Raw genomic sequence first — 18,118 nt, 5'->3', positions numbered from 1 at the left:
AATATTTCGGTTGATTTTTCGACGAATTAGCTCTATCCTTAGGGGCAGAAATTCCAAACGGCTAAACTGTTGCATAATTATAAATACAAATGACACCACGACCGCTTTTTCACCGTTTTTTACGCCAGTGGGCGACGCTCCCTTTTTTTCTTGCGGTCGGGGGAGTCGTTTTTTTCTCTTCCCCCACACACAGTCAAGACTATCGCCTAACGGATGTCCCAGCGGAAGAGTCGCTCCTGAAAGGTGCGGTGGAGCCCGAACCCGTTTTCAATGACGGTCTTTTTGAGTTCAACCAACGGAGGTGGAATCAGGCACGGGAATCAATCGAGCGGGAAGAACATCCGTTTCCCGAGGCGTCCGCCCCGACCCTTCCCGACACCCCTAAAAATGAAACGTCCGGCATCAACGTGGATCTCCCCTACGACTCCGGGCTCAGTATTTCGGGTCGAAAACTGATCGCCCTTCGCCTTTCGCAAACCCGTCGCAAGAGCGCCAAACGATCAGAAGATTTAGGGTTGGACCAAAATACCAACGACATGGAAATGCGTCAGGAGCTTCAGGTCCGAATTAAGGGGAAGGTCGGGCGAAAAATCACAGTGAACGTGGATTTTGACGACACCAAGGAAGACAAGCGGGACATCTCCGTGATGTACCAGGGCGACCCGGGGGAATTCGTCCAAGAGGCCGCGTTCGGAGACATCACCCTTTCCCTCCCCTCCACAGAATTCGTTTCCTTTTCAAAACAGCTCTTTGGGGTGCGAACGAAACTTCAATACAAAAACGCCACTCTTCTGGCCATCGGCAGCCGCGCGAAGGGAACCACGGAAACGAAGCGGTTTAACGGCGCCACGAAATTCGAGCGCCGGGTCATCCCGGGACACAATTATGTTAAAAAACAATATTACTCCGTTGCCTTCACCACCCGGCCCATCGTCGCTGGGACAGCCATCGTTTGGCGTGACGATGGGATTGTGACCAACAATAATATTACGACGGTGGATATGACCGGAGAAGATTTTACTGTGTCCGCGGCTCGCTATTCCGGAAAGTTTGACCTGTTAAAACCAGGGGACGATTACACGCTGGACGCGGCCCGGGGAATTCTGTTGATGAAACAACCGGCGGCGGCCAACGATGTCCTGATCATTGACTACCAGTTTGCGGACGATGGGTCCTGGTTGCGAAATCAAAATACCCCGGGTTTGTTAAAGGTTATCAAAACAGTTTCAGATAATTCGCTTTCCATTGATCCCTTGGAAACAGCCCATCGACGAGAAATTAAAACATTTTATAGGTTTGGAAATATTCGGCTTATTCCGGACAATGGTTCCGGGAACTTTATTTTAAGAACCGTGGATGGGAACCAAAATGAGAAGGTGATTCCTTTAAAGCCCTCAGGAGATCTGGTGTATAAATCCTCCGACGTGGTGCAGGGGGCGTCGACCGTTGAAGTTGATTTTGATACGGGTGTGTTTAATATTAAATTCGCCACGGGGACGTTTGATCCGGAAAATTACTTGCGGGTTAACGATGCGGCGGTTTACGCGCCCTCTCCTACCTCTGAATTCAGTTTCTTAACGGAATACAAATACCGTTTAAGGGATTTCCAGCTTCGTCCCAACGTCGTGTTTGGCAGTGAGCGGGTCACGGTGAACGGCCGGCTCATGAAGAGCGAGATTGATTATTTCCTGGATTCCGGGAGTGGGTTGCTTCAGTTCTTCAACGAGTATGAATTGGATGAAAACTCCCAAATTGAGGTGACGTATGATTACGCTCCTTTTGGGGGGCAGTTGGGGCAAACCCTTGTGGGAACGCGCGCGGAACTCGCGTTGATTCCGGGGAAGTTGGAGTTTGGTTCCACTTTTTTGTACACCTTTGCTCCTAAAACGACGGTTGTTCCGGATGTGCGTTCGACCCCTTCTAGTCTCATGGTGTTGGAAGCGGACGGGCGGATCATGGATGTGGAGATCCCTTTCACAGATCTGAAAATGTCGTTCACGGGGGAGGCGGCCCAGTCACGGGAAAACCCCAATTTGTACGGAAAGGCGCTCGTGGACTCCATGGAAGGAGTGGCCCAGGAAGATACAGTAATTTTGGACCCTGATTTTTGGTTTTTGGGGTCGAATCCAACGGATTACGGCATTCCCACGAACCCCAATTCCCTGGCGGCCAAGGAGGTCACCCTCAATTTGAGGGATGTGGTCTCCGCCCAATCGGGGGTGAATGACAATGAACAATTGCGTGTTTTAGAAGTAGCGGTGAAGAACCTCTATCAAAAACCCGGTGATCCTTCGCGAAGAGAAAAAAGCTCTCTCATTCAATCTCTCCCCAAAGGGGGCGGGCAAGATTACTCTAAAAAAATGTACATGGAATTGTGGCTTGAAGGGTTTGGGAGCGCGGGGCAAGGGGTGGACCTGGAGGTGAACGCGGGAATTTTTAATGAAGACGCTGACCTGGATGGAATGGAGGATACGGAAGACGTGAACAAGGATGGAACCTTGAACATCAACGAGGACGTGGGATACTCCTTCCGTTCCTGGGGGGCGGATGGAATTCCCAATAATGCGGATGATGTCCTGACCTCTATTGGGGCAAACAACGGGCGAATCGATTCGGAAAACGCCAATGGGGGGGGATTTCTTACTGTGGACAAACCTGACTTTTCCACCTCGCTCCTGCAATTGTCCAATCTTCCCCTTGGGACAACAGTAACGGACAGAAATGGGATTTCCTCCCCTATCTCTGACTTGGGGTTCACCGGATGGCGGTTTATTCGTGTTCCCTTATCGGGGATCACATCCAATCCCGATAAATATAATAGTGTTGAGCATGTTCGGCTAACTTTCCATGCCCAGACCAACACGTCTCCTGCAACAACGAAAGTGCGGATAGGGAAAATCTCTTTTGTTGGAAACACCTGGGAGAAACCTGTGTTGTCTCATGGGGCTGAAATGACGGTGGCCGCCGTCAATAATTTGAGCAATCCGGATTATGACCCGCTGATCGGCCATCCGGCCTTTAACGACCTTTATGGAGATCAAGCGGAGAACCGCACGCGAGAGCAAGCGTTGGAACTTAAATTCACACTGCTTCCTGGATCGACGGCCACCACCCGCTCGTTGTTCAGCCCGCCCCGGGATTTTTCTCATCACAAATCCTTGGACTTCTTTTTTCAGAGACCCATGGGCCAACCGGCGGGCGAGACGTTGTTTGTTCAATTCGGGTCCGACTCGGATTATTTTGAGTTTTCTCGGCCCATTGGAAACGACACGGTCGGTTGGGTTCAAGAATCCATTCGTCTCCTGGATCAAAACAATGACGGGACGCCAGAGACTATTTTTTCTGATACGCCGGGGTCCAGCGTGAGGGTGGTCGGATCCCCCAACCTCTCCCGGCTGGGGCAGTTTAAAATCGGGGTTCGTAACGATACCTTGACAACCATTGAAAGCACCCTGTGGGTGAACGAAATCCATGTGTCGGGCGCCCGGACTCGGATTGGCAACGCCCGACGATTTACGGCCGATGGGCGGTGGGGAGGGTGGGGATCTTTTGGAGGCGGGTTCCGTAATGTGGACCGGAACTTTCAAACCTTGACCAGCCCCGTTGTCAATCAAGACCGGGAATCCTATAACGGTTACGCGACTTTTTCGAAATTGCGGTTTATGCCGCTTTCCGGTAGTTATTCCCATTCCAAGACCATCACCCCGGCTGTTCTCCAAACCGGGCAATCTCAACTTGTTTCTGTTTTGTCTGAAGGACGGGAAGAGAACACGCAGTTTCGGGGCGATGGCCAATTCCTTTTTTCAAACTTCCCCGCCCTCAGTTACAGCGCGGAACGCACTCTGACCGAATCGACCACGAACAAGGACAAACGGGACAATAACGTCTATTCCGGTTCACTCGACTACGCGGTGCCCGTTCAGCCGGACATCCTTCCCGGCAAACTGATGTTCAAGCCTCTCCCGGAAAGCGTTTTCCTCAAATACACGCGCGCCAATTTTATCCATTCTTTTTTCCCGGAAAGGCTTGAGGAACAACTTAATATTTCCACCGACCCGGTGACTCAATCGAACGCTGTTTTCTCCAACGCTCGCGTGAGCGAGTTCTCCGATGACTGGGTGGGCCGTCTGGCTTTCCGTCCTTGGACAGGTTTGGTTTTTACACCCAATTACAGTCAAAGGACGGTGACAGAGCGGCGTGATTATTCACCGGAGGAACTGGAAAGAAATCCCCAGTTCATCGAGACGCAAAGCTACGAAAAATCCTTTAGCCAAACCCGTGGGTTGGCGGGGTCGTGGCGAATCTTCCCTTGGCTGGAACCCCGCATGACTTTTTCCCAAACCGGAACGGAAACCAACGGATTGCCGACCGCGTCCTCCCCCACCGCTTCGAATTTAAAAAATCTTGAACGTACCGCTGCGGGGGATCTTTTTTTAAGTTTGGCTCCGCGGGATCTCTTCCCGAAATTGAGTGTTTTTCGATCGCTGAATATGGACGCAAGTTTTCGGGTCGATTCTTCCGATTCCTATGGGGGGGTGCCCAAGGGCTACACCGATTGGCAAAAAATTACCCTGTTCCAGGTCGCCAAAGTCGATCGGCGGGATGGGTCGAAAATGTTCGGGTTGCTTTCTCCCTTGGAGTTTGAGGATTCGACGGTTGAACGACGCCAAGTCACCGCCCGCAACACACTCCGTTACGCGTTGAATTGGTCCCCGCTCGATTGGATCAAATTTCCTTACCGGCTCGAACCGTTCAAAACAATGAGTTTGAACAACACGTTGACGATCACCAACGAACACACGGAGAACACCCTCACCGCGCGGGATGTGACTTCCCGCACGTCCCCGGACCTGATCGTGACCCTCCGGGACACGGAAAAACTTTTCTTTACGGAGCGGTGGGTGGGAGGGTCTCAAGTCAATTATAGGTATACCCAGCGAACGGCGGAAACCTTTAAGGAAGACACCTCCGATAATTTGACCCAAGGGTTGGATTATCGCTTAACGTTTATCAAACGGTACGATATTTTCATGAGCATGTCCAAAACGAAAGGGGAGACGACAGATTTGCGTACAGGTCTCTTGAAATCCTCTCTCGATGGATTCAACCACACCCTTCAGGTGGGAACGAAACTGGGCCGATGGCGGTTAACCCCGAGTGGGGGAATCCGTTCGGATGTGTCCAAAGACGGGACCGGACGCCTGCTTCAGGACATTCAAGTTCAATCCGCGTCTGTCCTGGGGCGGTTTGATAAATCCTATCCGGGAGGATTTCGAATCCCCTTCACCCAAAAAATATTTGCCAACGTCAATCGCCTGACCTTGGACGCCAAGCTGGGGTTTGATCGACGTATTTCAAGCTTGAATTTTGAACGGGACAACACCGACACCTACACCGCCGAGTCCACGGGGGAATGGGAAATATCCAAGAATTTTCGGCTGTCGTTCGGAGGGAAGTTGGGGCTCATTAACAATCGGGCCCGTTCGGAGGATGGGTATATGACCGTGGAAGTCAACAGTCAATTGGTTATCCAATTCTAATGGGTGGGGAAGGTTCCTTCTTCCGCGCGCTCAGGCGCGTGGGGTTGGATCTGGTTTTTCCACGTTCGTGTGGGGTGTGCCGGGGGGACCTGTCGGGGGATGATCAGAGTCTGTGTGGGCCCTGTCAAAAAAACTTTCCGCGGTGGACAGGCCTGGCGTGTCGGGTTTGTGGAACGCCCCTTCCGGATGGGGGAGCTCGTTGTGCCGTTTGTCGTGGGCGCCGTCGATCGTTTCGGTTTTGTCGGAGCGCGGGACTCTATGAAGGGTCGCTCCGCCAGGCGATCCTCTTGTTTAAATATGGGCGACGGGAGGAAATCGCTGTTCCTTTGGGAGAGTGTCTCGCCGAGACATTCCGTTCCCGCCCCGAACTCCATCGAGCGGAACGGGTCGTCCCGGTTCCCCTTCATTTTATAAAACGGCACGCCCGTGGGTTTAATCAGTCCGAACGGTTGGCAAGGGTGTTTGCGGGGTTGACTGGATTGCGCTTGGAATCGGATCTCCTTGTCCGGCATCGCTGGACATGGGCGCAAGCGGGGTTAGGGAAGGAAAAGCGGAAGACCAATGTTCAGGGCGCGTTTGTCGTTCGACACCCGGAAGGGATAAAGAATCAACGCGTGTTGCTCATTGATGATGTGTGCACAACAGGTGCCACTCTGGAGTCCTGCGCGCGCGCTCTCAAAGAAGCGGGGGCGGTCCGTGTGGACGCCCTTACTTTGGCCCGCGATGTGGAAACCCAAAAATACGATTCATTGAAACCCGTTCATGTCCAGCGTGCGCGGGGGGGGACTTGAACCCCCACGCCTCTCGGCTTACGCACCTCAAGCGTGATCTTTACCGTCGATGTCTCCGCTTTTTAGTGGGGAGATTGGCGGGTAATTCACCAAAATAACCGAGTCCGAGCGGGCCTTTGTGAGGTGTTGATATACCCTCACGCTTCCCATACTTGTCCACCCACCCAGCCTCATTAATGCGAACAAATCCCCCGTGGCTTGCATGAACCTAGTGGCCCATGTGTGGCGGAAATCGTGGAATCGGATGCGCCCCAGACTTGCCTTCCGGGCGGCTCCCTCAATCGCGTGGACAATCGAGGAGGGGGAAAAATCGAATACCAGACCCCTCGCCCGTGGGGTGCCCATGGCGTCCCGAGCCCGTGGGTGGAGGGGGATTATGCGGCTCTGGCGGGTCTTGGTAGTGGGACCGCCGACCCCACCAATTTCCGCCTCCCACAGGCCCCCCGCGGGCCGCTGGATACGCTCCCATGCCAGGGAGAGCATTTCCCCGCGCCGAACCCCGGTATGGAGGGCAAATACAACGGGTGGCTTGAGCCAGTCGGGAAGGGCCGCCATAAGGGCCACCACCTCTGGGTCTGAAAGCGTCCTGCCCACATCGTCCGCCGGGGGCATGTGGAACGACGGGGTGCGGGTTATCAACCCCTCACGGACGGCCCAATTAAACGCCGTGCGGACCGCCCGGAGCCGAATCCGGGCCGTATTGGGGCTCCCATTCTCGAGGAGCCGACTCTCCCACCGAGCAACGTCCTCCCCGGTGATGGACGCCAGGGAGCGGTTCCCAACGAACGCGGTGAAATGGTCAACCGCCCACTTGTCAAAATTGGTGTAAGTCCGGGGGGCCTTGTGGGCCTTACAGTGGGCGAGGTAGCGGGTGGCGAACTCCCGCCACGGGGTCTCGGTGGGGGCCTGGGCTATTCCGAGCTTCCCGGCATAAAGCTCTTCGAGTTTCTTGGCCCGGAACTTTTCGGCGAACTCTTTCAAAGGGCCGCACGACTTTGACCCCCGCGACCTCACCCCATCTGATACCGATTCCCATCGGACGAGCCAAACCCGGCCACGCTTCGACGGCTTTGACTCTACCCAGGCGGAAGGCATCGGTTACGGCTCTTCCGTCCCGTCTCCGTCTAGACCAAAGGCTTTCTTGATGTCTTCCCGCTCTTTGAGGCGTCTTTGGATTCTCACGAAATCCGCCGGAGTGTTCCCATACGTCCTCGAAAGTTCCGATTCCCGCCGGGCCTTGCGGAATATTTCGTCAAAGGCGGCCCGGTATGCGGTCCCCTTGGAAATTAGTTGGCCATCGCGGTAATAGGTAACACCTTTCCACCCACGAACAAAGTCTATTACTGTCCGGGCGGATTCAAAATCTGTCTCGACAAACTCGACGGAGTAAAGGTGTATCCCGTCCGAATCCCATTCTTTGAATGTGGGGAATTGCCGGACAACGGAAATAATACGGTCGAATACCGGAGATTTTGTCCGCATGAACTCAATGCGGAGGTTCATTGGGCTAAAAGTTCCTTGGCAACTTTCTCTTCCTGTATCTTAAGGGCAGATGTTCTTCCCTTTTTAACAAATGGGCCGTTGTCACCGTGCATAACGGCGACTCCATCAATCGTAACGAGTGTGTCGTTTTCTGTCTGTTCGATGGTAAATACATAGCGGACGTTATAGGAGAATAACCACCCGGGCATCCGCGTAGGATCGTCGGCAACGATTATTCCCGAGCCTGGGGTGTCCTGTTCCATCTTCCATCCATTCAATGCCACCAATTTTTTAATTGCGGTGGCGGCTTTATCTTTCGACATTGACAGCGTTAGCGTTGTCGGTGGGATTGTGTTGTCAATGTTGTTTGTCGGAAGACCAGCACACCCCGCGATGGAAAACAAAACTGGAAGGAAAAACTTTTTCATAACGCCCCCTTTTCTCTTCTTTCTGTTCTTGCTCTTTGATACGTCGACGGAAAACAGGCTAAAAACCCATTGATTTTTCCTAAACTGAACTTACAATAACAATGTAGGTAGCCTTCGAAACAAAGGAGCCTATCATGCAAAACGGAAACCACGTAGTTCTCCTCGTTGATGACGACCACGAACCCCTGGAATTATTAGAACACTACTTCGAGCGAAATCAATATATCACAAGAACGGCCCGCAGTGTTCTTGAAGCAATCGAAAAACTAAACGACACCATTGATCTTGTTGTCACCGATTATGAAATGCCGATAATGAACGGGTCCGATCTACTATTAATGATCCGGCAGAAGTTCCCTAAAATCCCGATCATTGGGATAAGCGGCCTCCGCTTCATGGACGGGAACCGAATTGATCAGCTCTTCGATGCCTTCCTATCTAAGCCGTTTCGGATTAACGATCTCCGCTCGTCGGTGGCCCGGGTGATTTCGTGGGCGGCTTCTGATGTCCCGAGTAAAGGTGTTTCTTTGACGGCCATATAACAGTATCACCCGTTACCTCTTCCTTCGGGGGGTATTCGCCCGGCCCGTAAACTTTAGGCACCGCGGGATTTTCCCTCGCGGCGAACCAGTCCTCTAGGATTATCTCCATTTGGTCGTTGTAATTCCGCTTCTCTTTCGTGCAAAGAGCGCGGAATTTTTCAACAATGGCCCTATTTAACCTCAAACCAAGCTGAATATTATCCTCTTTCTTCGACGTAAAACCCCCAAATGTAACAGAGTTGTAAATTTTTTAATCTAGCACGTTTTACCTATTGACTTTACATGTTAGCACGTGTATACTGACCACGTAGCCGAACAAAGCACGAAAGAAACAAAAATCCAATGACCCTATCGGGGGCGGAGACAAGATGAAAAACTTAAACGAGAAAAACCCGAGCGCAAAGAAGAGCGGTCGGGCATTTTTTTGTCCTCTTTCCTCCTCCGCACGGGCCGATACCCGACAATCCGGTTTTGTCTTCGCCGGACTTGCGGAGGAGACTATTTTTGACCCTCCCATGATACCTGTTCCGCTCAATATAGGTCAAGGCGTACCCCCTTCCCGCCCTTTCGGATCAAACCTGATCGGCGGGTTTCTTTATAAGTCTGGCTCTATTTTTTTTGTCTGGCAATCTCACGCCCGTGAGACGAATATGACGGTGGTGAAATGAAGACCGGGACGCCACACTTTCAAGCCGCTGTCCATTTTCGGCGGTTCCTTGAAGACAAGGAATTCCGTTCTCCGTCGGATTTTCACCGGGACTTAGTGGGGGCGATGGGGAAATATGCTCCGAGTCTTTCCGCCGTTTGGATGGCGTTCTATGGGGCGCGCCTCCTCCCACTCGAAACGCTCCTCTTTATGCGTGAACGTTACGGCTTCAAATTGACTTGGCGGGACGCTCTCCCGACGCGGAACACGGAAGGGGTTGATTTGAAACGAAACCAGCTTTCCCTTCCAGGGATGAGGGAGATGAAACGATGACCGCCACCCACCTTTTAGAGCGAATCGCCCGCGCCCTCGAAAACAACGGGGCCACCCGGCCAGTGTTCAGCACGAAACAGGCGGCGGAATACTTGGGTGTCTCCACGACATCCATTGAGCGGATGCGCTCCGAATACAAAATCCCTTTTGTCCGGCTTGGTTCCCGAGTGGTCTACCGCCGGAAAGATTTGGACCAGTTCATTGCGGATCGGGTTGTTTCGTGTGTCGAAGACGAAAGGGGGGTAAGGCCATGACTAAAACCGACGAAGTTGCAATTGAGCGGGAAATTCAGGCGATGCATAGCGAATACCTTGAACGGCGGGCGGAACGTGACACACAGGCCATGATACGGCTTTCTAACCTTGCCTATTATACGGCGTTTGAAATCGCCTATGGGGTTGGGGGCGCGAAATGACCCCGGACGAGATGATTCCTCAAACGATTATGGGGTTTGACGAAGAGGTGGACCTGATGGAAAAGAACCTCCCTTTCTGCCCGTTTTGCAACAAGGCCCCGTTTTACGAAGACACGGTGGGAGGCTGGTATGTGTCCTGTCATTGCGGGGCGCGGGTTCCAGGGTCCGACGTATATGAGGCGACGGCGAAATGGTCGAAACGCCCAGCCCTACCCGCGGAGCAACGGTGTCTGAGAGAAGGGCCTCGGGCCGCTTGGACGGCTTGGTAATGATAGCGCACCAGGGCGGGAGAACAATGTACACGGGGCCTAAGTGCGAAAAGTGCCGGAATTTTAGAGTGAAATTTTACGGCGACCATTGCCAAACTTGCCGGGACGAACGTCGGGAGAAGAAGGCCGTGGCAGGATTGCTACTGATTTTTCTGGTGGCATCGCTCCTTATTATGGGGTTCGCGTCGGCTTATGGGGCTTGGGTTGGATTGAATGGATCGCTCTAATTTCATCGGAGGGAGCGACGCGGCGGCCATTATTGGCCTCTCCCGGTGGGGGAGCCCACTATCCGTGTGGGCCGAGAAGACGAAGCAGGTCCAACCGAAGGAACTGGACAGCGAGGCCGTGGAACTGGGCCGGGAACTTGAGGACTACGTGGCCCGGCGGTTTATGAAAAAGACGGGGAAAAAGGTCCGGCGGGTGAACAAAATGCTGGTCCATAAGGTCCACCCATTTATTGGCGGGCACATTGACCGGGACGTGGTTGGGGAAAACTCAATTTTTGAGGCCAAGACATGCTCCGCGTTCAAGGCCCGTGAATGGGAGCTTGAGGAGATCCCCGCGGAATACGTGATTCAGGCCATGCACTATCTGGCCGTCACCGGGGCGGATCGGTGTTACATATCCGTTCTGATCGGGAACCAAGACTTTAAAACCAAGACCATCGAGCGGGACGAAAAGGCGATAGCCGACCTAATCCGCCGGGAGGTTGATTTTTGGGAACGGTTCGTGGTCCCCCAAGTCATGCCCATGGCCGGGCCGCGGGACAAGGACACGCTGGACGAACTTTTCCCGGTGGCCGAGGAAGGGGAAACGGTGGAGCTGGACGACAAGGCGGACGCGATTATCGAGTCCCTGGCCGGGCTCAAGGCGGACGAAAAGAGCTTGGCCGGGCAGATTGCCACGGCGGAAAACGATTTAAGACAGTTGATCGGGAAGGCCGAAGCGGGTTTGACCCCAGCCATGCGGAAGGTGTACTGGGGGAATATCCATTCCCGTCGGTTATCGACGGACATGGTCAAAGAGCGTCACCCCGGAGTTTATGAGGAGTGCGCGACGAAGAAGAGTTACCGGAAGTTAATCATCAAAGAACTAAAGGAGAACGACAATGGCCAAAGTGAATGAAGTAGGAAAAGAGTTATCTAACAGCACGAATGGGACGACAGACCTTCGGACACTTATTGAAAAGTCCGCGAAGGAACTTGGGCGCGCGCTCCCTGAACATTTGAGGTCTGACCGCTTGGTACGGATCGCCTTAACGTGCGTCCGTCAAAACCCCGAATTGGGCCGATGCACCCCCGAGAGCTTTCTTGGTGCATTGTTCACAGCCGCCCAGTTGGGCATCGAGCCAGTTGGTGGCCGGGCGTATCTCCTCCCGTTTCGGAACAGCCGGAAGAAGCCTGACGGTTCCTGGCATTCAGTTTTGGAGGCTCAATTCGTCCTTGGGTATAAGGGCCTGGCCGAAATGTTTTACCGCCATGACAAGAGCGTCCAGCTTGAATGGGGGATTGTCCACGAAAAGGACGAATTTGAGTTTGAAAAGGGGACATCCTCATATCTCAAGCACAAGCCAGTCCTGACCAAACGTGGCGCGCCCGTGGCTTATTACGTGGTGGCTACCCTATCGAACGGGGGTAAGGTGTTTGAAATCATGTCCCGCGAGGACTGCCTGGCCCACGGGAAAAAGCACTCAAAGACCGTGGACAAAAAATCTGGTGAGTTTTACGCGGCTTCCCCATGGGCAACATCCACGGATAGTATGTGCCTCAAGACCGTCTTGGTCCAGCTTTGCAAAGTCCTCCCGCTCTCCGTTGAACTCCAGAAGGCCATTCAAAACGACGAATCGAGCCGAGATTACCGCTACGGGGTTCAGGATGTCTTGGATGTCCCGAGTACGACGGCATGGGCGGAACCACTTATTGACTCGGTTGTCGATGACGAAGCCGGGACCGCGCAGGAGCCGGAGTAAGAATGACCCAAACCGAACAGCTTAGGCGTTTGTTCGAGGACCACTGCGGGCGTCTGACGCTTGGCGACATCATGCAGACATATCTTGGGGCGTCGTATCGCCAGCGTCTCACGGACCTACGCCGGGAGTTGAACGGCGAGGGGAAAACGATTGTCTGCTACCCGTGCCGGGTGGAAGGCCACAAGTCTGAAACATATTGGCGTATCGAGGATTTACCGAAGCCGTTTGTTTATGCGGAGCCATCCGGACAACTAGCTATGGTTTTCAAATAGGGGACACCACGATGAACAAACGAGAGGAGCAGGGGCTTTCTAACGCGGTGATGAATTACCTGGCCATTAAGCGGATACCGCACTATCGAACAAGAACAAGCGGGTCAATCATCCACAAACGCGGTGGCGGGATAGCCTATGGGCGTGACAGATACGCCACGACTCAACGTGGGTTCCCTGATTTGCTTGTTTTCAAAGATGGTCGGACATTCGCGCTTGAACTTAAAAGCAAGATCGGGAAACTAACGCCTGAACAAAAGGCGTGGCTTGATAACCTACGAAACGAGGGTTGTATTGCCCGCGTGGTCCGGTCACTGGACGAAGTCATTGCCCTGTTTCCATGAAAACTCAATTGGCGTTTTGGTGGCTGATGTTAGTTTCAATCGCCCCGTGGGTGGCTGTATTCATATTCTGGAAGTTTGGAAAGGGGGCAAAATGAGTTGTCAACTACATCATTCATGTGTTTGCCGTGAAGACCTTCTGATTGAATCCGTAGAGGCTTTGACGCACATTGTGGCCGGATTGGAGAAATACAGGGAAACTCTTGGATGCCTTGATAAGGGGAAACTTAAACGGACAATCGAGGCTATACCATCTGCTAAATCGGTTATCAATCGTTACAGGCAGTCAAAAACATTTTGAGGTAATGATACATGGGAACCGCTGACCTTCATATTTGCGACACGTGCGATAAGTCCCCAAGGGAGATGTTTTACTATCGGGACAAAGACAAGTCTTTCTTTAAGTATTTCTGTGGTAGTCACGTCCCTGAAAAGACGAAAAACAACTTCATTGTGGAAATTGTTAACCGTCCGATTTCGCTGATTTGGAGATAGAAAATAATGGCTTGGATAGCATCTCATAAAGAAATTTTGTCACACCCGAAAACGCTCGACCTCATGGAAGCCATGGGGTGGGACGTAGACCAGTGTGTGGCCAAACTTCACCGTCTCTGGTGGTGGTGTGTAGACTACGCCGAAGATGGTGACTTGCGGAAGCACAATGATGATCGGATTGCTCGCGCCGTTGGGTTGAACGGCGGGAACGACGCAACCCGATTTGTGGAGGGCTTGGTTACAGCGCGTTGGCTTGATCGAGAACCCTACTTCCGAATTCATGACTGGTGGGAATATTACGGTCATTTCCTGCGCGGGAAATACTCTAAGACACCCGAAAAGTGGCATAGGATACGGGATTTGTATATACCACCCGTAAACCATACGGTAACCATACGGTTACCTTCCACAACAGTACCTAACAGAACAGAACCAAACAGTACAGAACCAAAAGATAAAGAACCCCCCTTACCCCCCAAACAAGAAAAGGTGATCAAAATACCTTTTGACTTGGATGGTGACAGGGAATCCATCATGGGATGGCTGGAATACAAACGCGAAAAGGGTCAAAGCTACAAAACAAAGGGCCTTGAATCTCTTTGGCGTATGATCCGGGCTATTCCACCAAATGAGAGGAAAGCATCCATCGACAACTCGATGGCGTGTAATTACGCCGGGATATTCCCGCCGAAAGGAGGATCGAATGGAAAAAACCGAATTGTCGGTGAAGCCGGGTATATCCCTGGAAAATACGCTCACTTGTCCTGAAGCTTGGCTTAAGTGTTCCGTTTGCGGTGAAGAGTATAGCCGCCTCGTCGGTGGAGTTTGTCCTCCATGCCAATCTGTTTCTGAATTGGAAATGGCGAGGAATGAAACCGAAAAAGAACGGATCATCGAAATGATGGGCCAAAAGGGTTACGAACAATTCACGTTCGATAAGTTCAAAACGTCGCAAGAAAACGCGATGGCTTTTGACAAATGCCGTTCCTTCGATCCGTCTAAATCATCCCTGTATCTTTGGGGATCGGCTGGTTCAGGTAAAACTCATCTGGCCGGGGCAATTGTTCGCGGTGTGAAGGGAGGTGTGATGCTGAAATCCACGTCGCTTGTCCGATGGTTCCGGCTCCGAGACCCACGGGATGAAGAGCGTGAAATCGAAAGGTTAGCGAGTGTCCAGGTATTGGTTGTCGATGACCTTGGAGTCCAGAAGGACAGCGAACACGCCTTGTCTGTCCTCTACGAAATAATCGATAGGCGTGACATGAACCTAAGGCATGGGCTTGTTATTACTTCAAACCTATCCCTTGATGTCATGGCAAAAAAAATGGGTGATGACCGCATTGTATCGAGAATTGCTGGGTTGTGTGACGTTGTTGAAATCAAGGGGAAAGATATGAGGGTATCAAGATGACGCACCACTGGCCTTCGGACAGAATTGGGGGGAGAGATGAACGAGATTAAATACAAAAAATTGGACGATAAAGAGAAATCTAGATTTTTCGCTCCTTTCGTTATGGTGAAAGACGCTATTTTAGGGCCGAACGGGTTTAAATGCCCAACATACGCCGAAGAAGAGGGACTTGTGGAACTTCTGAACTTAGCGCACAAAGTAGGTAAATCGTCTGAAAAAGAGAGGGCTAGATGAGAGAGATTGACAGCGGTGGTCCGGCGTTCCCGATGTCTCATGAACAAAAGCAAACGGGTGTATGGGGACTGACAAAGCGCGAATGGTTCGCCGGGATGGCGTTGCAGGGGCATTTGGCAAATGCATCAACGACAACAAATACGTCATGTGACAGAGAAGGACTTGTCAACGATTGCTTTCTGATGGCCGACGCCATGCTCCGCGCCGGGGAGGTGAAGAAATGAGCGACGCTAATGGACCGTATAAGATTGGCAGGCCGGAAGAGTATGATGGGACGCAGGATTACATTAGTCCGCGTCTAGTTGGCCCTGGGCTAGGGCGTTGGTGGGCTCCTGAAATCAGCGACTTGATGGAAACAGAAAAAGACTTAGAGGCTTTGACCAATTTGGTTAATAACGTTTACGCCGAGGGCCGGAAGGCAGGCCGGGCCTCTCGGGACGGGCTAAGGGAAGAACTACTTTATGTTAAGGGGTATTGCGATTGTGCCAGCACGCGATCAATAGAAAAGGCACTCGAAGCCGACGGGGAGGGGCGGTAATGACCATAGACGCTAACTTAATCATGGGACTCAAGATCGGCTTTTCAATAGGGGTCTTCGTATCTTTTGTAATTAGTTATTTGGTTTACAAACTGTTTGGCGGAGGGGAAAATGACAAGTGATAGCGGATTAAGCGATTTGATGGAAAGCTCTAGGAATCTCGGGTATTTGGCTGGAAAACTGGATGAGCGCGCCCGGTGCATCTCTATATCGTCCCGAGACGTTGAAGTGGTGGACCGTGTGAGCGGAATAAAGTTAATGGTAAAGCCTAACTGCTCTTGTGCGAAGGACATCGCGGGTGAGCGGTAGCGATTTACCATATTCGTTCGTTTGGTTGAAAGGCATCGGATGTTCGGTTATCGGTCCAGGCGAGCACAGAGAGATTTTCCATATTCAAGAAACTATTGGATTCGTCCGGGCCATGAAAAACAAGTGCGACGCACTGAATGATGCTTTTGAAGAAGGGCGTAGGTCACGGGATGGGCTGAGAAGTGCTCTTGATCTGATTTCGAAGTTGCGTAAACGTATCCTAAAAATTGACCCGTTTGATATTGAAACCGCTTTATTGGTGGCAGAAGTAGCCATAAATTCTGATGAATGGGGTGAGCCATGGGAGAAAGACGAGACACCAAGGGTTACGGCAGGATAGTCGATGACGCCATGTTCAGGATCACACGGGGGCCAGCCTACTACCAAAACAATATCGTGTTAATCAAAAATGTTGTAGTCAAACGATTTGAAACTATGGGAGAGGCTATGGACTTCGCCGATTTGATTAACCGTGCGCTGGATATGTAGCTTAATCGTGGCGTTTATCCCGTGGTCATTATGGGCTCTATCGCAACAGCCACTACTATCGAAGAAAGACGGCAAGACCAACAATTTCGCGGTAAATGTCACGGTGATGGCCTTGGATAACGGGATACCAGTTAAGAAACGGTGGCTAGACAACGTCATTTTTAATTCAGTTAGCCGGATTCATAATAACGGGGTGGTGGAATTGAGATACCCAAGCGGTTTGAGATCATACAGTGTGGCCGGCAAAGAGCCGAAAACAAGGTTCAAGCAAGCTGGTGCCATATTCCCAAAGCGGGGGTGGATCAAAGAGGAAATCAACGGAACGCCTATTTACCATATTCAGACCGCCCCTATTTTGGACAGGATCAAGGTGAAAATCCACAAACTCACACCGATTTATTACGAATGGTCCGCCAAATTCAAAGAATGGGAAAGCCTGTCACAGCTTGACCAATATATTTTGGATCTTATCCTATCCGGTGACAAAGACGACCGAGAATATCTACTGAACGAATACCCCCATAAATTCGCTATAGAATCCCCAGCAGGGCGCACGGCCTACTTGAAACTTGATAATTTCCTCCCGGGTGGAATAACACACCTACGGATCAAAGGTTGCATGCCACAGCGGGGGTGGTTTAGACGCCTGAAGACACACCTTACTTCCGACAGAATTATAAAAATGGTGGGAGATATACCAACAATAGTTAAGAATATCAACACAAATATCCCATCCGGTACCATGCTAATGACATCCGCAAAGAACGAATTTACCGCTGGACTCCACTTCGGGGGCGACGAGCCCATGGCCCTTGGGAGATACAAGATCAGACACAGGAACAAACCAACAGGTTTCGTGATTTACGGCATGACCGAAGAGGATCACCGTATCAAATGCGAGGGCCGAAATAACGTTTGGCTGAACAACATAACCCACGAAATGGAACCCATGGGGCACGAGGGACCAGCTTTCTTCCGAAGTGTCGGCCAACACCTCCGTGGGTCTCATGCTATGGGGCTAATTCATCGCTCCTTTCACTTGGCGAACATCGGCTACACCAGTAGTGGCCAAACGAAGGTTCCGGTGTTTAAAGACCTCGAGGACGCCTTTCGGCTTGATATCAAGACTTCGATCTACGAGCGTGCCGGGTGGATGTTTAACGACGTCGCATGGCCAATCCACCAATGGGCGATGGCAATGGAACCAGGCATTGAATCCGAGGACTACGCAAGGCAGTTCCTAGAGGGGTACTTCGATGGGTACGTGAGCAAAGACGTTGTGAACGAATGTATTTCTCCGCTATTCGCAAGAAAGATGGACGCCATGGCAGAAGGCCCTCTCGACATCCCGGACCAGTTTCCCAACCTCTACCGAGCTATACTCGCAAAAGAGTTAATGGAAACAGGTATTCACGACCCGATGGACGTGATTGAAGGTCAAATAAACATTGTCCGGTGGATAGAAAACAATTCCTAATGGGGGGCTATGATTGCAATCTTCTGTTTAATAATCATTCTTATGGTTGTATTTTACATTCTGGCATACTAGGGGTGGTATGGTGACATCACGCCAACAAACTAAAAAAGTAACCAAAGTACCACATCTCGAAGGAT

At 51.7% G+C, this 18,118-nt stretch carries 22 protein-coding genes; 19 read left to right on the top strand and 3 right to left on the bottom strand.

Translation table 11 applies throughout. The features are described from left to right. Positions 1–89: 89 nt before the first annotated feature. Both JNK54_06520 and JNK54_06515 read left to right on the top strand, forming a co-directional pair. A complete protein-coding gene (locus tag JNK54_06520; GenBank protein ID MBL8023919.1) occupies positions 90–5,540 on the top strand; it encodes a hypothetical protein in 5,451 nt (1,816 codons plus the stop codon). Continuing rightward, on the top strand, positions 5,540–6,331 hold the full coding sequence (locus JNK54_06515) for a ComF family protein (protein ID MBL8023918.1): 792 nt from the start codon (positions 5,540–5,542) through the stop codon (positions 6,329–6,331). Before JNK54_06520 ends, JNK54_06515 begins: the two co-directional genes overlap by 1 nt. Positions 6,332–6,358: 27 nt before the next feature. Here the strand turns inward: JNK54_06515 and JNK54_06510 are convergent, their stop codons facing one another. The 3 genes from JNK54_06510 to JNK54_06500 all read right to left on the bottom strand — a co-directional run bounded on the left by JNK54_06510 (position 6,359) and on the right by JNK54_06500 (position 8,241). After that, positions 6,359–7,312: a site-specific integrase gene (locus JNK54_06510; GenBank protein MBL8023917.1), complete on the bottom strand. Its 954-nt coding sequence runs from the start codon at positions 7,310–7,312 to the stop codon at positions 6,359–6,361. 117 nt (positions 7,313–7,429) lie between these two features. Then, positions 7,430–7,834 carry a hypothetical protein gene (locus JNK54_06505; protein MBL8023916.1) on the bottom strand — a complete coding sequence of 135 codons (405 nt, stop codon included), beginning with the start codon at positions 7,832–7,834 and terminating at the stop codon, positions 7,430–7,432. Then, the gene (locus JNK54_06500; GenBank protein MBL8023915.1) at positions 7,831–8,241 is read right to left on the bottom strand and encodes a hypothetical protein; all 411 of its coding nucleotides are present in this window, start codon (positions 8,239–8,241) and stop codon (positions 7,831–7,833) included. Before JNK54_06500 ends, JNK54_06505 begins: the two co-directional genes overlap by 4 nt. Before the next feature lie 134 nt (positions 8,242–8,375). On the opposite strand from JNK54_06500, the gene JNK54_06495 reads away from it, so the two are divergent. The 17 genes from JNK54_06495 to JNK54_06415 all read left to right on the top strand — a co-directional run bounded on the left by JNK54_06495 (position 8,376) and on the right by JNK54_06415 (position 17,981). Further along, the gene (locus tag JNK54_06495) at positions 8,376–8,783 is read left to right on the top strand and encodes a response regulator (GenBank protein ID MBL8023914.1); all 408 of its coding nucleotides are present in this window, start codon (positions 8,376–8,378) and stop codon (positions 8,781–8,783) included. Positions 8,784–9,151: 368 nt separating this feature from the next. Beyond that, positions 9,152–9,451, top strand: coding sequence for a hypothetical protein (locus JNK54_06490; GenBank protein ID MBL8023913.1), 300 nt, complete (start codon positions 9,152–9,154; stop codon positions 9,449–9,451). After that, the gene (locus JNK54_06485) at positions 9,448–9,762 is read left to right on the top strand and encodes a hypothetical protein (GenBank protein MBL8023912.1); all 315 of its coding nucleotides are present in this window, start codon (positions 9,448–9,450) and stop codon (positions 9,760–9,762) included. The genes JNK54_06490 and JNK54_06485 overlap by 4 nt, the downstream gene beginning before the upstream one ends. After that, positions 9,759–10,016 (top strand): helix-turn-helix domain-containing protein, encoded by a 258-nt coding sequence (locus tag JNK54_06480; GenBank protein MBL8023911.1) that lies wholly within the window; start codon positions 9,759–9,761, stop codon positions 10,014–10,016. The genes JNK54_06485 and JNK54_06480 overlap by 4 nt, the downstream gene beginning before the upstream one ends. Beyond that, a complete protein-coding gene (locus JNK54_06475; GenBank protein MBL8023910.1) occupies positions 10,013–10,177 on the top strand; it encodes a hypothetical protein in 165 nt (54 codons plus the stop codon). Before JNK54_06480 ends, JNK54_06475 begins: the two co-directional genes overlap by 4 nt. Next, positions 10,174–10,446: a hypothetical protein gene (locus JNK54_06470; protein MBL8023909.1), complete on the top strand. Its 273-nt coding sequence runs from the start codon at positions 10,174–10,176 to the stop codon at positions 10,444–10,446. Before JNK54_06475 ends, JNK54_06470 begins: the two co-directional genes overlap by 4 nt. A 68-nt stretch (positions 10,447–10,514) precedes the next feature. Further along, positions 10,515–10,673: a hypothetical protein gene (locus tag JNK54_06465; GenBank protein MBL8023908.1), complete on the top strand. Its 159-nt coding sequence runs from the start codon at positions 10,515–10,517 to the stop codon at positions 10,671–10,673. Continuing rightward, the gene (locus tag JNK54_06460) at positions 10,660–11,571 is read left to right on the top strand and encodes a YqaJ viral recombinase family protein (protein ID MBL8023907.1); all 912 of its coding nucleotides are present in this window, start codon (positions 10,660–10,662) and stop codon (positions 11,569–11,571) included. Before JNK54_06465 ends, JNK54_06460 begins: the two co-directional genes overlap by 14 nt. Then, complete coding sequence (locus JNK54_06455) at positions 11,555–12,415, top strand: recombinase RecT (GenBank protein MBL8023906.1); 861 nt, start codon at positions 11,555–11,557, stop codon at positions 12,413–12,415. Before JNK54_06460 ends, JNK54_06455 begins: the two co-directional genes overlap by 17 nt. Positions 12,416–12,698: 283 nt before the next feature. Next, positions 12,699–13,031, top strand: coding sequence for a VRR-NUC domain-containing protein (locus JNK54_06450; GenBank protein MBL8023905.1), 333 nt, complete (start codon positions 12,699–12,701; stop codon positions 13,029–13,031). A 498-nt stretch (positions 13,032–13,529) separates the two neighbouring features. After that, on the top strand, positions 13,530–14,291 hold the full coding sequence (locus JNK54_06445) for a hypothetical protein (GenBank protein ID MBL8023904.1): 762 nt from the start codon (positions 13,530–13,532) through the stop codon (positions 14,289–14,291). Next, the gene (locus JNK54_06440) at positions 14,227–14,934 is read left to right on the top strand and encodes an ATP-binding protein (GenBank protein MBL8023903.1); all 708 of its coding nucleotides are present in this window, start codon (positions 14,227–14,229) and stop codon (positions 14,932–14,934) included. Before JNK54_06445 ends, JNK54_06440 begins: the two co-directional genes overlap by 65 nt. Positions 14,935–14,970: 36 nt before the next feature. Next, a complete protein-coding gene (locus JNK54_06435; GenBank protein MBL8023902.1) occupies positions 14,971–15,168 on the top strand; it encodes a hypothetical protein in 198 nt (65 codons plus the stop codon). Further along, positions 15,165–15,392, top strand: a complete 228-nt coding sequence (locus JNK54_06430; protein ID MBL8023901.1) for a hypothetical protein — start codon at positions 15,165–15,167, stop codon at positions 15,390–15,392. The genes JNK54_06435 and JNK54_06430 overlap by 4 nt, the downstream gene beginning before the upstream one ends. Continuing rightward, entirely contained in the window at positions 15,389–15,706 is a 318-nt protein-coding gene (locus tag JNK54_06425) for a hypothetical protein (GenBank protein MBL8023900.1), read from the top strand. Before JNK54_06430 ends, JNK54_06425 begins: the two co-directional genes overlap by 4 nt. Positions 15,707–16,004: 298 nt before the next feature. Further along, positions 16,005–16,355, top strand: coding sequence for a hypothetical protein (locus JNK54_06420; protein MBL8023899.1), 351 nt, complete (start codon positions 16,005–16,007; stop codon positions 16,353–16,355). A gap of 252 nt (positions 16,356–16,607) precedes the next feature. After that, positions 16,608–17,981 carry a hypothetical protein gene (locus JNK54_06415; GenBank protein ID MBL8023898.1) on the top strand — a complete coding sequence of 458 codons (1,374 nt, stop codon included), beginning with the start codon at positions 16,608–16,610 and terminating at the stop codon, positions 17,979–17,981. Positions 17,982–18,118: the final 137 nt, after the last annotated feature.

It is taken from the genome of Elusimicrobiota bacterium, assembly GCA_016788905.1.
Lineage (GTDB): Bacteria > Elusimicrobiota > Elusimicrobia > FEN-1173 > FEN-1173 > JADKHR01.
This window is presented reverse-complemented; position numbering and strand designations above follow the sequence as displayed.

Excerpts from the sequence above, each read along its gene's own strand:
- JNK54_06520 (MBL8023919.1), top strand. The coding sequence starts at position 90 with ATGACACCACGACCGCTTTTTCACCGTTTTTTACGCCAGTGGGCGACG.
- JNK54_06515 (MBL8023918.1), top strand. The coding sequence starts at position 5,540 with ATGGGTGGGGAAGGTTCCTTCTTCCGCGCGCTCAGGCGCGTGGGGTTG.
- JNK54_06505 (MBL8023916.1), bottom strand. The coding sequence starts at position 7,834 with ATGAACCTCCGCATTGAGTTCATGCGGACAAAATCTCCGGTATTCGAC.
- JNK54_06500 (MBL8023915.1), bottom strand. The coding sequence starts at position 8,241 with ATGAAAAAGTTTTTCCTTCCAGTTTTGTTTTCCATCGCGGGGTGTGCT.
- JNK54_06495 (MBL8023914.1), top strand. The coding sequence starts at position 8,376 with ATGCAAAACGGAAACCACGTAGTTCTCCTCGTTGATGACGACCACGAA.
- JNK54_06490 (MBL8023913.1), top strand. The coding sequence starts at position 9,152 with ATGAAAAACTTAAACGAGAAAAACCCGAGCGCAAAGAAGAGCGGTCGG.
- JNK54_06485 (MBL8023912.1), top strand. The coding sequence starts at position 9,448 with ATGAAGACCGGGACGCCACACTTTCAAGCCGCTGTCCATTTTCGGCGG.
- JNK54_06480 (MBL8023911.1), top strand. The coding sequence starts at position 9,759 with ATGACCGCCACCCACCTTTTAGAGCGAATCGCCCGCGCCCTCGAAAAC.
- JNK54_06475 (MBL8023910.1), top strand. The coding sequence starts at position 10,013 with ATGACTAAAACCGACGAAGTTGCAATTGAGCGGGAAATTCAGGCGATG.
- JNK54_06470 (MBL8023909.1), top strand. The coding sequence starts at position 10,174 with ATGACCCCGGACGAGATGATTCCTCAAACGATTATGGGGTTTGACGAA.
- JNK54_06460 (MBL8023907.1), top strand. The coding sequence starts at position 10,660 with ATGGATCGCTCTAATTTCATCGGAGGGAGCGACGCGGCGGCCATTATT.
- JNK54_06455 (MBL8023906.1), top strand. The coding sequence starts at position 11,555 with ATGGCCAAAGTGAATGAAGTAGGAAAAGAGTTATCTAACAGCACGAAT.
- JNK54_06450 (MBL8023905.1), top strand. The coding sequence starts at position 12,699 with ATGAACAAACGAGAGGAGCAGGGGCTTTCTAACGCGGTGATGAATTAC.
- JNK54_06445 (MBL8023904.1), top strand. The coding sequence starts at position 13,530 with ATGGCTTGGATAGCATCTCATAAAGAAATTTTGTCACACCCGAAAACG.
- JNK54_06440 (MBL8023903.1), top strand. The coding sequence starts at position 14,227 with ATGGAAAAAACCGAATTGTCGGTGAAGCCGGGTATATCCCTGGAAAAT.
- JNK54_06435 (MBL8023902.1), top strand. The coding sequence starts at position 14,971 with ATGAACGAGATTAAATACAAAAAATTGGACGATAAAGAGAAATCTAGA.
- JNK54_06430 (MBL8023901.1), top strand. The coding sequence starts at position 15,165 with ATGAGAGAGATTGACAGCGGTGGTCCGGCGTTCCCGATGTCTCATGAA.
- JNK54_06425 (MBL8023900.1), top strand. The coding sequence starts at position 15,389 with ATGAGCGACGCTAATGGACCGTATAAGATTGGCAGGCCGGAAGAGTAT.